Source organism: Streptomyces sp. MMBL 11-1 (genome assembly GCF_028622875.1).
In the GTDB taxonomy this organism is placed as follows: Bacteria; Actinomycetota; Actinomycetes; order Streptomycetales; family Streptomycetaceae; genus Streptomyces.
Window position 1 is genome coordinate 3,314,551 of the sequence record NZ_CP117709.1, and the last position, 13,129, is coordinate 3,327,679.

Annotated in this window: 12 protein-coding genes; 6 read left to right on the forward strand and 6 right to left on the reverse strand. The window is 73.7% G+C overall.

The window, feature by feature from the left end; all coding sequences use genetic code 11:
• Positions 1 to 144 precede the first annotated feature (144 nt).
• The gene (locus tag PSQ21_RS14265; RefSeq protein ID WP_274030881.1) at positions 145 to 1,071 is read left to right on the forward strand and encodes a 1-phosphofructokinase family hexose kinase; all 927 of its coding nucleotides are present in this window, start codon (positions 145 to 147) and stop codon (positions 1,069 to 1,071) included.
• A gap of 39 nt (positions 1,072 to 1,110) precedes the next feature.
• Here the strand turns inward: PSQ21_RS14265 and PSQ21_RS14270 are convergent, their stop codons facing one another.
• Together PSQ21_RS14270 and cdgB are read right to left on the reverse strand one after the other, a co-directional pair.
• Positions 1,111 to 2,115: a carbohydrate-binding protein gene (locus PSQ21_RS14270; RefSeq protein WP_274030882.1), complete on the reverse strand. Its 1,005-nt coding sequence runs from the start codon at positions 2,113 to 2,115 to the stop codon at positions 1,111 to 1,113.
• Positions 2,116 to 2,259: 144 nt separating this feature from the next.
• Positions 2,260 to 3,915: a diguanylate cyclase CdgB gene (gene cdgB / locus PSQ21_RS14275; RefSeq protein WP_274030883.1), complete on the reverse strand. Its 1,656-nt coding sequence runs from the start codon at positions 3,913 to 3,915 to the stop codon at positions 2,260 to 2,262.
• A gap of 419 nt (positions 3,916 to 4,334) precedes the next feature.
• Here cdgB and PSQ21_RS14280 point away from each other — a divergent pair, with 419 nt between their 5' ends.
• A complete protein-coding gene (locus PSQ21_RS14280) occupies positions 4,335 to 4,841 on the forward strand; it encodes a flavin reductase family protein (RefSeq protein ID WP_274030884.1) in 507 nt (168 codons plus the stop codon).
• A 76-nt stretch (positions 4,842 to 4,917) separates the two neighbouring features.
• Here PSQ21_RS14280 and arfB read toward each other — a convergent pair whose 3' ends face one another.
• Positions 4,918 to 5,352: an alternative ribosome rescue aminoacyl-tRNA hydrolase ArfB gene (gene arfB / locus PSQ21_RS14285; protein WP_097869985.1), complete on the reverse strand. Its 435-nt coding sequence runs from the start codon at positions 5,350 to 5,352 to the stop codon at positions 4,918 to 4,920.
• 203 nt (positions 5,353 to 5,555) lie between these two features.
• On the opposite strand from arfB, the gene PSQ21_RS14290 reads away from it, so the two are divergent.
• Complete coding sequence (locus PSQ21_RS14290) at positions 5,556 to 6,131, forward strand: TerD family protein (protein ID WP_274030885.1); 576 nt, start codon at positions 5,556 to 5,558, stop codon at positions 6,129 to 6,131.
• Positions 6,132 to 6,341: 210 nt separating this feature from the next.
• On the opposite strand, the gene PSQ21_RS14295 is transcribed toward PSQ21_RS14290, so the two are convergent.
• The 3 genes from PSQ21_RS14295 to PSQ21_RS14305 all read right to left on the reverse strand — a co-directional run bounded on the left by PSQ21_RS14295 (position 6,342) and on the right by PSQ21_RS14305 (position 9,769).
• Entirely contained in the window at positions 6,342 to 7,757 is a 1,416-nt protein-coding gene (locus tag PSQ21_RS14295) for a M1 family metallopeptidase (RefSeq protein WP_274030886.1), read from the reverse strand.
• A gap of 82 nt (positions 7,758 to 7,839) precedes the next feature.
• On the reverse strand, positions 7,840 to 9,102 hold the full coding sequence (locus PSQ21_RS14300) for a YncE family protein (protein ID WP_274035769.1): 1,263 nt from the start codon (positions 9,100 to 9,102) through the stop codon (positions 7,840 to 7,842).
• Between the two features lie 109 nt (positions 9,103 to 9,211).
• Positions 9,212 to 9,769, reverse strand: coding sequence for a GlcG/HbpS family heme-binding protein (locus PSQ21_RS14305; RefSeq protein ID WP_274030887.1), 558 nt, complete (start codon positions 9,767 to 9,769; stop codon positions 9,212 to 9,214).
• Positions 9,770 to 10,029: 260 nt separating this feature from the next.
• On the opposite strand from PSQ21_RS14305, the gene PSQ21_RS14310 reads away from it, so the two are divergent.
• The 3 genes from PSQ21_RS14310 (at position 10,030) to PSQ21_RS14320 (ending at position 13,052) form a co-directional block, all read left to right on the forward strand.
• The gene (locus PSQ21_RS14310) at positions 10,030 to 11,481 is read left to right on the forward strand and encodes a sensor histidine kinase (protein WP_274030888.1); all 1,452 of its coding nucleotides are present in this window, start codon (positions 10,030 to 10,032) and stop codon (positions 11,479 to 11,481) included.
• A complete protein-coding gene (locus PSQ21_RS14315) occupies positions 11,478 to 12,122 on the forward strand; it encodes a response regulator (protein ID WP_274030889.1) in 645 nt (214 codons plus the stop codon). The genes PSQ21_RS14310 and PSQ21_RS14315 overlap by 4 nt, the downstream gene beginning before the upstream one ends.
• Before the next feature lie 87 nt (positions 12,123 to 12,209).
• Positions 12,210 to 13,052 carry a helix-turn-helix domain-containing protein gene (locus tag PSQ21_RS14320; RefSeq protein WP_274030890.1) on the forward strand — a complete coding sequence of 281 codons (843 nt, stop codon included), beginning with the start codon at positions 12,210 to 12,212 and terminating at the stop codon, positions 13,050 to 13,052.
• The last annotated feature ends 77 nt before the right edge of the window (positions 13,053 to 13,129 follow it).

Here is a 13,129-nt window from a genome sequence, read left to right on the forward strand (position 1 = left end):
GTCCCGCAGGGCACGTAACGAAGCGATGGCGGTCGGCCCCCGGGGCTGGGCCGACCGCTCTCCCTTTGACATGATCATCGGACTGGCGCGCCGCGGACGGGTGCGCGCACCGCTGGGGTTACGCACCGAGGGAGGGGCCGACAGGTGATCCTGACCGTCACTCTGAACACCGCGCTCGACGTGACGTACACCGTCGACGCGCTCGTCCCGCACCGCACCCACCGGGTCGGCGAGGTCATCGAACGCCCCGGCGGCAAGGGCCTCAACGTCGCCCGGGTCCTCGGCGCGCTGGGCCACGAAAGCGTGGTGACCGGCTTCGTCGGCGGGGCCACCGGGGGCGTCCTGCGCGACCTCCTCGCCCCGCTCCCGCCGCGCGACGCCCTCGTGCCCGTCGCCGGGAACACCCGCCGCACCCTGGCGGTCACCGACCGCGCGACCGGCGACACCACGCAGCTCAACGAGCCCGGACCGCAGGTGAGCCCCGCCGAATGGGCCGCCCTCCTGCGGACGTACGAGGACCTGGTCGCCGGTGCCGACGCCGTCGCGCTCTGCGGCAGCCTGCCGCCCGGGATCCATGTCGGGGCCTACGCGGAACTGGTCCGGATCGCTCGCGCCGCCGCCGTGCCCGTGCTCCTGGACACCAGCGGCGAACCGCTGCGCCGGGGCATCGCCGCCCGCCCCGACCTGGTCAAGCCGAACGCCGAGGAGCTGGCCCAGCTGACCGGCTCCCGCGAACCGCTGCGCGCCGCCCGCGACGCCCGCCGCCGCGGGGCCCACTCCGTGATCGCGTCCCTGGGCCCCGAGGGCGTGCTCGCGCTCACCCCGGACGGCGCCTGGGGGGCCGCCCCGCCAGCCCCCGTGCGCGGCAACCCGACGGGCGCGGGCGACTCCGCGGTGGCCGGGCTGCTGTCCGCCCTGGCCGAGGGTCTCGACTGGCCGGAGCGCCTCGCCCGGGCGGTGGCCCTGTCGACGGCGACCGTGCTGGCCCCGACGGCCGGCGAGTTCGACGCGGCGGCCTACGCGGAGCTGCTGCCCCGCGTCACCGTGGAGCCGCACACACCGACGCCCTGACCACCTCGGGGGCGGTCAGGGCGTCGGCGCTCACAGCCGTCAGCTCTTGATGTGGCCGGCCTTCAGCTCCAGCTGGTCGAGATTGGCGTCGCACTCGTCGCCCGTCTCGCACGACAGCTTGAGGGTGTTGGAACCCTTGTCGAGCTGGACGTACGCGTACGTGTTCGTCCAGCCCTTCTCCAGGTCGCCCTCGGGGGCCTGCGCGAAGTTCTTCATGTTGATGGAGCGCGGCTCCTGCTCGTTGACCGTCAGGGTCGTCTTCGCGTCCTTGCCGGGCACGCCGTAGGTCACGTACAGGGTGTACGCGCCGGCCTCGGGAACCTCGACCGTCCAGGTGGCCGACCGGCCGACCTCGTTCAGGTTGATGTAGTTGCCGTTCGCGCCCTTGGCGCCCTTGACCGTGGAGTCCAGGGCCGCCGTGCCGCCCAGCGTCAGCGTCGCCGCGTCCTGCTTCGGCAGCTCGACCGGCTTCGGGGACTCCTTGGGCTTCTTCTCCGGCTTCTTCGATTCCTCGACCTCGCCGGCGGGCCCCTGCGAGGAGGACGCCTCGTCCGTCTTGTCGTCCTTGTCGCCGTCGTCGCCCGTGAGCAGGGCGGCGCCGATGCCGATGAGGACGACCGCGACCACGGCGACCGCCGCGATCAGGAGCGCCCTGGTGTTCGGGCCGCTCCGGCCCGGACCGCCGCCATGGCCGCCCTGCGCCGGCGGCTGCCCGCCCACCCCGCCGGGGTAGGTCTCGGGGGCCGCGTACTGCGGGTTCGGCCGGTTGTACTGCTGCGGGGGCTGCTGGCCGTAGCTCTGCTGGGGCGGGTAGCCGTACCCGCCCTGCTGCTGCGGCACCTGCTGCTGGCCGTACTGGCGCTCGCCGACGGCCCGCACCTGGTTGTAGGACGTTCTGGGCACGCCCGGCTGCGCGGCCGGCCCCGGGTAGCCGTAGCCGCCCTGGCCGGGCGGCTGGGCGCCTGCCGCCTGTCCGTCCGCGTACAGATAGCCGAACGGATCGTCGTCCTCGGGCTTGCTCGCGCCGTTGTTTCCGGCCGTCATCCCTGGGTCACTCCTCACCATGTCGCCAGCCGTCGCCGACCGGCCGAGCCTACCTCGAACGGAGCAGGCCCCGAATTGTGCTGAGCGGCCCGGACGGCCGTCGGGGAACGGGTACGGGGTAGGGGGAGAAACGGGTCGTGAACGTCATCCGGCCCTGCGGTGAACCTTCGACCGGGACCGCTTTTCCACGTACATCCGCTGGTCGGCGGAGCGCAGGACCTCTTCGACGGTCATTCCGCACTCGGCCCAGCCGATGCCGAAACTCGCCCCGACCCGGACCGCGCGACCGTCGACCCTTATGGGCGGAATGATGGCATTTCTCAGGCGAACGGCCAGGTCAGCGGCGTCCGCCGCCCCGAGGCCGTCGGCGAGAACGACGAATTCGTCACCTCCGAGCCGGGCGACGGTGTCACCGTCCCGCACGCACGTGCTCAGCCGCCGGGCGACCTCGATGAGCACGGCGTCGCCGGTGTGGTGCCCGAAGCGGTCGTTGATGGACTTGAAGCCGTCGAGGTCGCAGAAGAGGACCGCGAGCCCCTTCGTCCCGTCGTCGTGCTCCGGATCCGGGGCCACCGCGTGCACATGGTGGTCGAAGGGCCCGCCGCCGGGAATCGCCTCGCCCTCGTACCCGTCGGCCTGGTAGCCGTGGGTCAGGGACGACTCGACGTCCCCGTACGCCGCGTCCAGCGCCTCGATCGCGGTCGTGGCCGGGGAGTGCGGGCGCTCGCAGATCCGGGCGCTCAGCCGCGACTTCAGCTCGGCGCTGTTGGGCAGCCCGGTCAGCGCGTCGTGCGAGGCGCGGTGGGCGAGGTTCAGCTCGTGCCGCTTGCGCTCCTCTATGTCCTCGACATGGGTGAGCAGGAAGCGCGGCCCGTCGGCGGTGTCGGCGACGACCGAGTTGCGCAGCGAGACCCACAGATAGGTGCCGTCCCGGCGGCTCAGGCGCAGCTCCGCCCGGCCACCCTCGGCGGAGGTCCGCAGCAGGGTGCCGATGTCCTCGGGGTGGACCAGGTCGGCGAAGGAGTAGCGGCGGAGCACCGAGGCGGGGCGGCCGAGCAGCCGGCACAGGGCGTCGTTGGTGCGCAGCAGCCGGCCGTGCTGGTCGCCGCCCATCTCGGCGATGGCCATGCCGCTGGGCGCGTACTCGAAGGCCTGCCGGAAGGACTCCTCGCTGGCCCGCAGCGCCTGCTGTTCCCGCTCCAGGCGGACCAGGGCGCGCTGCATGTTGGCCCGCAGCCGGGCGTTGCTGATCGCGATGGCGGCCTGGGAGGCGTACATCTGGAGCGCCTCACGCCCCCACGCTCCGGGGCGGCGCCCGTTGCGCGGCCGGTCGACGGATATGACGCCGAGGAGGTCCCGCCCGCTCCCGGAGGCGTACATCGGGGCGTAGAGCCGGTCCAGCGGGTGCCACTCGTCCTCGAAACGGGGTTCGGGCCCCTCGGTGTGCCACTGGGGTACGTCGTCGTCGAGGAGGACCCAGCCCTCGGTGTGCGGAATGAACCGGAGGTCGTCCCAGGCCTCGCCCATGGAGAGCCGGCGTTCCCAGGAGGAGCGGGAGCCGACGCGCCCGGTGATGAGGGCTTCGGCCGCGGCGTTGCCCGCGAAGGCGGCGATGACGAGGTCGCCGTCCGGCCGGACCAGGTTCACGCAGCCCAGCTCGTAGCCGAGGCCCGCGACGATCCCGTCGGCCACGGTCTGCAGCGTGTCCGCCAGACTCCGTGCCGTATTGAGATCAGCGACGGCCTGATGCAGCTGCCGCATGGTCGCAAGGCGGACGTACGGTTCCGACTCGGCCTCCATCGCTCGCACTCCCCGAGACCTCGACAGCAACTCCAGGTTTCATATCGACGTACTTGTTGCAGTGTCACGGCCACTGAATCACAGTGAGCTGTGCACCCGGTACACAGGGTCAGCAGAAAATGGACTCTGTGACTCAAGTCACAACAGATGCCCGAGTGGTGTCGGTGACTCAGGGCGACGACTCTCGTTCGGTGCGTGCCGGGAAGGGCTGGTTCCTGTTGTGTGCGCCCGCCCGTCGCACCGCCCGAACCCCGCTCGTCCCGCCCGTGTGCGCCCGCGTACGCGGCCCTTCAGGGGTCCTAGGACCGGCTTGGTCCCCCGGCCCGATGCGACCGCCCGGCCCTCGCGGTTAGCGTCTTCGTGTGCTGCAGACGAAACCTCCCACCCCGCGCCCCGAGCCCATCCCCCATGCTGAGGGAGTGAGCAACGACGAGTTCCGTGCCGCCCTCGCGCGGCTGGCCGCCGGGGTGGTGCTGGTCACCGCCCAGGAGCCGCCCCTCGACGAGGACGGCCGGGGCGAGGACGTGGGCATGACGGCGACCGCCTTCATGTCCGTGTCCCTGGAACCGCCCCTGGTGATGGTGAGCCTGCGCAACGGCTCCCGGATGGACGACCTGCTGGACGAGCAGCCGCTGTGGGCGGTCTCCGTCCTGGCCGCGAGCCAGCGGCACATCGCGGGGCGGTTCGCCATGAAGGGCCGGATCAGCGACCGGCTGCTGTTCGCGGACGTGCCGTACGTACGGGGCGAGGTGACGCGCGCGCCGCTGATCGGCGGGGCGCTGGCGACGCTGGAGTGCCGCACCGAGCAGCGCGTGGCGGCCGGGGACCACACCCTGGTGATCGGGCGGGTGCTCACGGCGGAGCTGCCGAGCCCGGAGGGCGACCCGCTGACGTACTTCAAGGGGCGCTACCGCCAGTTGGGCTGACGGCGCACGGCCTTCGACATCACGTCGGCCAGGCCAGTTGGGCTGACGGCGCACGACCCTCGACGTCACGTCGAAGTCACCAGTCGCGGCCCGAGCGCCCGCGCTTGGTGTCGCCGCGCTGCTTCTTCTCGCGCAGCCTGCGCTCGTTGATGCCGCGCGGGATCTTCCGCTTGATCCGGGGCTTGGGCGGCGGCGCCGTGGCCTCGGCCAGGAGCGCGGCGAGCCGGACGGCGGCCGTCTCACGGTTGCGCCACTGGGAGCGGTGCTCGGAGGCCCGTACGGAGACCACCCCGCCCACCAGCCTGCTCGCCAGCCGCTCCAGCGCCCGCGCCTTCCACACCTCGGGGAGCGCGTCGGTGGCCGCCAGGTCGAAGCGCAGCTCCACCTGGGAGTCGCTGGTGTTGACGTGCTGGCCGCCGGGCCCGGAGGACCGCGAGAAACGCCACATGAGCTCGGCCTCCGGGAGGGAGACCGAGCCGCGGATGACATAGGGCCCGGACATGACACCCATGGTCCCTGCCCCGCGCCCCGTTCGTCACCTTCTTTTGCGCACCCGGTCCGCACGGGGCCCCGACCGGGTCCCACTGGGGGACGAAGTTCGGCAAAGAAAGTAAAGCGACCAGGAACCTCGTGGTCCGCTGCTTGCGTTATGACGGGTGACGGTAGCTTTCGTGATGGCACGAAGCCCGCACACGACGAGGAAAGGGACTTCCCATGGCAGTAAGCCTGTCCAAGGGCGGCAACGTCTCGCTCACCAAGGAGGCACCGGGCCTTACCGCCGTCACGGTCGGTCTCGGCTGGGACGTCCGCACCACCACCGGCACCGACTTCGACCTCGACGCCTCGGCGATCGCGGTCAACTCGGCGGGGAAGGTCGTCTCGGACGGCCACTTCGTCTTCTTCAACAACAAGTCGACGCCGGACCAGACCATCGTGCACACCGGTGACAACGTCACGGGTGAGGGCGAGGGCGACGACGAGCAGATCAACGTCAACCTGGCGGGTCTGCCGGCCGACGTGGACAAGATCGTCTTCCCGGTCTCCATCTACGACGCCGAGAACCGCAGCCAGAACTTCGGCCAGGTTCGCAACGCGTACATCCGCATCCTCAACCAGGCCGGCGGCGCCGAGATCGCCCGCTACGACCTGAGCGAGGACGCCGCCACCGAGACCGCCATGGTCTTCGGCGAGCTCTACCGCAACGGCGCCGAGTGGAAGTTCCGCGCGGTCGGCCAGGGGTACGCCTCCGGCCTGCGCGGCATCGCCCAGGACTTCGGCGTCAACCTCTGACCCGAGCGCACCACCGCTTCACCGGAGCCCCCGGCCGCCTTCGCGGCCGGGGGCTCCGGCTTCGGCGCGGGCTAGGGGATCCGGCTGCGGCGCGGGCAGCGAGGAGCTGAAGGCGGCCCCGGCGGTCGTGGAGCCGGTCACGATCCGCCGGGCGCCCCGGCCCGGGCCCGACGTCGAGCAACGCGGTAGGTCAGCGCGTACGGGAGCGGGTCAGCCCCGCACGGGCGGCCGGCTCCTGCCGTACAGCCAGGCGTCCCACAGCTCCGTCAGGTCCCGCCCCGTCTCCTTCTCCACGTACGCGGTGAAGTCGTCGGTCGAGGCGTTGGCGTGCCGGTGGGCCTCCGTCCACCCCCGGAGCAGGGCGAAGAACGCCCGGTCGTCGTCCATGGCGAGCCGGACGCGGTGCACAGCCATCGCCCCGCGCCCGTAGACCGGCGGCTCGGACAGCTCGGCGGCGGTCGGCGGATCCGCCGGCGGGAACGCCCAGTTCGCGTCGGACTCGTACGCCGCGTCGAAACTCTCCTGGACCGGTACGTCCTCGTGGTCGGCGGCCCAGAGCCACTCCGCGTAGGTCGCGAAGCCCTCGTTCAGCCACATGTCCCGCCAGGTCGCGGGGGTGACGGAGTTCCCGAACCACTGGTGGGCCAGTTCGTGGACGAGGAGCGCGGTGTCCGGCGGGCCGGGGTAGACGGGCCGGTTCTGGGTCTCCAGGGCGTAGGCCGAGTCCCCCGTCCGCTCGACGATCGCCCCGGCGGAGGAGAAGGGATACGGGCCGAACTTCCCCGCCGACCACGTCAGCACGGCCGGGATCCGCGCCAGCACGTCCTCGCTGGCCGCCGCCGACTCCGGGTCCACGGCGGTGAACAGCCGGATGCCGTCGGGGGTCACCGACTCCTCGGTGACGAACCGCCCCACGGCGACGGTCGCCAGATAGCTCGCCATCGGTTCGGCGGTCCGCCAGCGGTAGGCGGTGCGCCCGTTCGCCGTACGCCGGGACACCAGCTCCCCGTTGGAGATCCCCGCGAGCCCTTCGGGGACGGTGACCGCGATGTCGTAGGCGGCCTTGTCGCTCGGGTGGTGGTTGCCGGGGAACCAGGCCATGGACCCGGCCGGTTCGCCGAGTGCGACCGCGCCGTCCGCCGTCCGCAGCCACCCCTCCTTCGAGCCGTCCGGATCGGTGATCGTCTCCGGGGAACCGGAGTAGCGCACGACGGCGGTGAACGTACGCCCCTTGCGCAGCCGGTGCTCGGCGTCGGCCGCCGGACGCAGCGTCAGCTCCTTGCCCGCCCGGTTCACTGCCGCCGGGAGGCCCTCGACGGTGGCACCGTCCACGTCGAGCCCGGCGAGGTCGAGGTGGAAGGCGCTCAGGTCCTGGGTGGCGCGGGCGGTGATCGTCGCGGTGCCGCGCAGCCGGTCTCCGGCCGGGTCGACGTCGAGCTCCAGGCCGTAGTGGGTGACGTCGTAGCCGCCGTTGCCGAGCCCGGGGAAATAGGGGTCGCGCAGCCCGGCCGCGCCCGGGGTTCCCTCGACGCCGCCCGTGCAGCCGCTGCCGAGGAGGACCAGGGCGAGGGCCGGCAGGAGAGGGGCGCGGGCGGTGCGCCGCCGGGCGGGATGCGGGTGATTCACCCGATGGATCCTAGATGTCGGGGCACCGGTGCCCGGACCGGAAGGGGCCGCCCGCCTCGGGGGAGTAGCGGGCGGCCCCAGCTCAGAGGATGACGATTCCGAGCGGTCGGTTGCCTGCCTCCAGGCGGACCGGCTCGCTCTCCTCGTCGTCCAGGTCGACGACCGTGATGCCGTTCCAGTACCCGTCGCGGGTGAAGCCGCCGGTGACGTACGCCGTTCGGCCGTCCTTGGACACGGCCACATCCTCGTGCGGCCCGTCCAGCGGGACGACCCGCTCCTCCCCGTCGGAGGAGCGGACGGTGAGCGAGGGGTCCTCGTCTTCCGGCCCGATCGGGCCGGTGCCGACCACGAGGAGGGTCCCGTCGGGGGCGAGGGCCGCGCCGTGCTGGTGGGTGTCGGCGGTCATCGGCTCGATGGCCACCTCTCCGGTGCGCGGGTCGAGGACGGCGAGCCGCTCCCCCTCGAACGGCAGCAGCAGCGTGCCGTCCTCGGGGCGCACGACGGCGTAGTGCGGCTTCAGCCAGGAGCCGAGACCGCCCTCCGTGCCGTACGGGGCGACTTCCATGCGCCGGGTCTCCAGCGACGCGACGTCCACCGCCGTCACGTCGAAGGAGTCGTGACCGGTGGCGTACACCTCGCGGCCGTCCGGGGACACGTCCACGTCGAAGGGGCGCAGGCCGACGGGGGCGGTGCCGGTGACCTCGTGGGTCGCGGTGTCGACGACCTCGACCACGCCGTCGCCGCCGGGCACGTTGACCCCGACGTAGACGTGCTTCCCGTCCGGGGCCAGGGCGATGCCCATGCCGCCTCCCCGGTACTCGCCGGTGGTCACCGGGCCGGACTCCGTCTCGTACGGGACGAGCGCGAGCCGGGTCCGCTCCCGTGTGTCGACGACCGCGACGCCCTCGGCGGTGGCGACCCAGGCCCGCCCGTCCTCGCCGACGACGAGGCCGTAGGGCGCGGTGCCGACCTCCACCGAGGCGATGGGGGCACCGCCCTTCCCGGACCCGTCCCGGCCGGGGTCGACGAAGGTCACGGTGTCGCCGCCGAAGTCGGCGAGGAGCAGCGTGCCCTCGGGGGTGCGGCCGGTGGGGGCGCGGGAGGGGTCGGGGGTCGCCACGGAGCCGGCCGGGGCGGACGGGCCCGGGGCGTCCGGGGCGTCCGGGGCCGCCTCCGTCGGGCCGGCCGAGCACCCGGCGAGCAGGGCGGCGGCGGCCAGCCGGAGGGAGAGGCGACGGGCGCGGGGCCCGGGCAGCCGGAGGGCGGCGCGGGGGCCGGAGGCCGGGGGGCCCTCGCCACGGCCCGGGGCCCGGGGGGCGTTGCGGGGGCCGGGGTCCCCGGTCACGCGACGTCCCTCGGCGGGGCGGCCGGCCGGGTCGTGATCGAAGGCGTTCATCGGTACTCCGTTCCCTGCTGTGCCCTGCTGTGCCCTGCTGTGCCCGTGCGGACGGCGACTACCGGGCGAGGGCCGCGACGCCCGCCCGGGCGAACTTCTCGTCGAGGTCGCCGCTGGGCGCGCCGGCCACGCCGATGCCCGCCACCGGGGCGCCCTTGGCCTGCACCGGGGCGCCGCCCCCGAGGAACAGGGTGCCAGGGATGTCCTTCAGGTTGGGGGCCTGCTCCAGGCGCTTGACCAGCTCGGAGGTGGGGGCGTTCCAGGAGACGGCGGTGTACGCCTTCTTCACCGCGGACTCGGGGGACTGCGGGCCCGCGCCGTCACCGCGCAGGGAGACGATGGTGTTGCCGTTGCGGTCGACGACCGCGACGGAGATCCGCTGGTTCTCCTTCTTCGCCGCGTCCAGCGTGGCCTGCGCGGCCTTGGTGGCGGCGGCCACGGTCAGGTGCGTCGTCTGCTGGAGGTTCCGGTTGCCCGTGTCGGCCTTGACGGCGGCGGCGGGGGCGGCGGCCGGGGAGGAGGCGCTCGCGGACATCGCACCGAACGTGCCGGCCCCGAGGGCGGCGACGACGACGGCGCCGGTGACGACACGGGTGCGCGGCGACAGCTTCTTCATGGAGGCTCCTTGGTGATCCGGGGGCGGCCCGGTGGTGGGGTGTGCGGAGCGGCCCGGCAGTGGTCCTGCCGTTTCGCTCCGGTATCGATCCTCCCGGCGGATCCGGCCCCGTACGGTCGGCGTACCGGCTGGAAGCGGCGCGCGGGTCGGCCGACGCCCCCGTCAGCCGATCGGTTGATGCGGGGGTGGCCGGATCGGGTCACCATGGAAGATCCGCGCAGGTCAGCAGGGGCCGGGCGAGACGGAACACGAGGTACGAGGTGGACGACCGGAGCGGTCCGCGGGGCGCGGGGAGGAACGGCCCCGCGGGCGCAGGCCCCGGCTCGGGGCGGGGCTCCGGGCGGCGCTCGGAGCGGGGCACGGATTCCGGCTCGGGCCCTGGCGCCAACCCCCGGCCGACCTTCGGCACCGACCCCAGCTCGGGTCCTGGCGCCGACCCCAGCTCGGGACCCGGCGCCGGACCCGGGCAGGGTTTCGGCGCCGACCCCGATGCCCGCTGGCTCGCGCTCCTCATGCACGCCGCGTTCTTCCTGCTGCTCGGCGCCTCGCTGACCCGGTTCCTGATGCGGCACCCCGGGGAGGCCCGCACCCCGTGGATCATCGCTCTGTCGATCACCCTGGCGGTGCTGTACCTCCTGGGGCCCGTCCTGGGCTCGCGCCCCACCCCGCGCCGGCTCACCTGGCTGGGCGTGCTCGTCCTCGTCTGGATGGTGCTGGTGGTCCTCGCGCCGAGCTTCGCGTGGTGCGCCGTGCCGTTGTTCTACACCGGGCTGCGCATCCTGCCGCCGCGAGCGGCCCTCGCCCTGGTCGCCCTGCTCACCGCGTTCGTCGTGGCCGCGCAGCTGCGCCTGGCCGAGGGGTTCGACCCGAACCTGGTCCTCGCCCCGCCCGCCGTCGCCGCCGTGGCGACCGCCGTCTTCGTCCATATGCGGCGCCAGGCGGTACGCCAGCGGGAGTTGGCCGGACGCCAGCGCGAGCTGATCGACGACCTGCTGCGCACCCGGCGCGAACTGGCCGCCACCGAGCGACGCGAGGGGACCCTCGCCGAGCGCCAGCGCCTCTCCATGGAGATCCACGACACCCTGGCGCAGGGCCTGTCCAGCCAGCAGATGCTGCTCCAGGCGGCCGACCGCACCTGGACCTCCGATCCGGACGCGGCCCGCCGCCATGTCCGTACGGCCACCGGCATCGCGGAACGCAACCTCGCCGAGGCCCGCCGTTTCGTCCACGACCTGGCCCCGGCCGACCTGGCGGAGGGCGGCAGCCTGGAGGCGGCCCTGCACGCGCTGGCGGCCCGGGAGAGCGCCCAGGCGGAGGGCGCGCTCACCGTCCACTGCCATGTGGAGGGCGCCCCGCACGCCCCGCTGCCGGACCGGGTACGGTCCGCCCTGCTGCGTATCGCCCAGGGGGCCCTGGCCAATGTGCGGGAGCACTCCGGGGCGACCGCCGCCGGGCTGACCCTGACCCACCTCGACGACCGGGTCGTCCTCGACGTCGGCGACAACGGCCGCGGCTTCACCGTGGAGCAGGCGGGCGTCCGCGGCCCCGGCACCGACACCGTGCGCGGCCACGGCCTTCCCGCCATCCGGGCCCGCGTGCACCAGCTCGGCGGAACGCTCACCATCGAGTCGGCCCCGGGCGAGGGCACCGTGCTCTCGGCCGCGATCCCGCTCGCGCCCGCCCCCCTCACCGTTCCGGAGGACCCCGCATGACCGGCCGAGGCCCGCAGACACCCCCCGTACGGATCCTCCTCTGCGACGACCACGCGGTCGTCCGCGCCGGGCTGCTCGCCCTCCTCGGCAGCGAACCGGACATCGAGGTCGTCGGTGAGGCCGGCAGCGGCGAGGAGGCCGTCGTGCTCGCCGCCCGGCTCACCCCGGACGTCGTCCTCATGGACCTCCAGCTCGGCGAGGGCATCGACGGCGTCGAGGCGACCCGTCGCATCGCGGCCGGCGGCACGGCCCACGTCCTGGTGCTGACCACGTACGACACCGACGCCGACATCACCCGGGCCATCGAGGCGGGGGCGACCGGCTATCTGCTGAAGGCGGAGCGCCCCGAGGAACTGTTCGCCGCGATCCGGTCCGCCGCCCGGGGCCGCACCACGCTCTCGGCACCCGTCGCCAGCCGGGTCATGGCCCGGATGCGCAGCCCCCGCCCCACCCTCACCGACCGCGAACGCGACATCCTGGCCCAGCTCTCCCAGGGCCTCGGCAACCGCGACATCGCCCGTGCCCTGTTCATCAGCGAGGCCACGGTCAAGACCCACCTGGGCCGGATCTACGACAAGCTCGGCGTCGACACGCGTGCGGGCGCGGTGTCGGTGGCCAAGGAGCAGCGCCTGCTGCCGTGAGCCGGGCGCGGTACCCGCGTGACCCGTCCGACGGAGCCCGTAACTTTCGTACAAGACAAGCGCCCCGGAGTCGGCGACGGTAGAGGCATGCGCGGACATCACGGGGGCCCGGGGCCCGGGGACCACGATTCTGAGAACGGCTGGGAGGTCGCCCGCCTCCTCGGCGGCCCAACGATCGACGGTGTGCGGATGGCCGGCTTCCGTGACCGGGCGTCGGCCGGGCTGGACATGCGGGTGCTGCCGCAGCCCGTCGTGGTCCTCGTCATCGGGCTCGGGGAGAGCCCCCTCACGGTGGAGAGCGCCACGGCGCGCCGGCCTCTGCGGAGCTTCGTCGCCTCGTTGTCGCCCGGCCGGGCGAGTGTCCGGGGCGAGAACGTCGAGTGCGTCGAGGTGTGTCTGCCGCCCCTGGCCGCCCGTGCGGTGCTGGGCGTCTCCCCCCGCGAACTGGACGGGGCGGTCAACGGTCTGGAGGACCTGTGGGGGCGACCCGCCCGCTGCCTCCGCGAGCGGATGACCGACGCCACGTCGTGGCAGGAACGCCTGGCGCTGACGGACGCGTTCCTCGCGGAGCGGGCTGCCGGCGCACCGTCGGTGTCGCCCGAGGTCACCGCCGCCTGGGACACCATCGTGGCCCGCCGGGGCCGCGTCCGGGTCGCCGGTCTCGCCGCGTCCTTCGGATGGAGCCGCAAGCGGCTGTGGTCCAGGTTCACCGACCAGGTCGGCCTCACGCCGAAACGCGCCGCCATGCTGGTCCGCTTCGACCACGCCGCCCGGGCCCTCTGCGCGGGCGAGAGCGCCGACACCGTCGCCTTCGCGTGCGGATACGCCGACCAGTCCCACCTCCACCGCGACGTCACGGCTCTGGCCGGGTGCACGCCGCGCGCCCTGGCCGGCAGGTCCACGTCCGCCGGCCGGCCTTCACGCGCGTAACCCCCGCACGCCCCCCGCACGCCCACCGCCCGCCCCACCGCACCTCCTCCACCGCACATCCCACCGCACACAGTCGA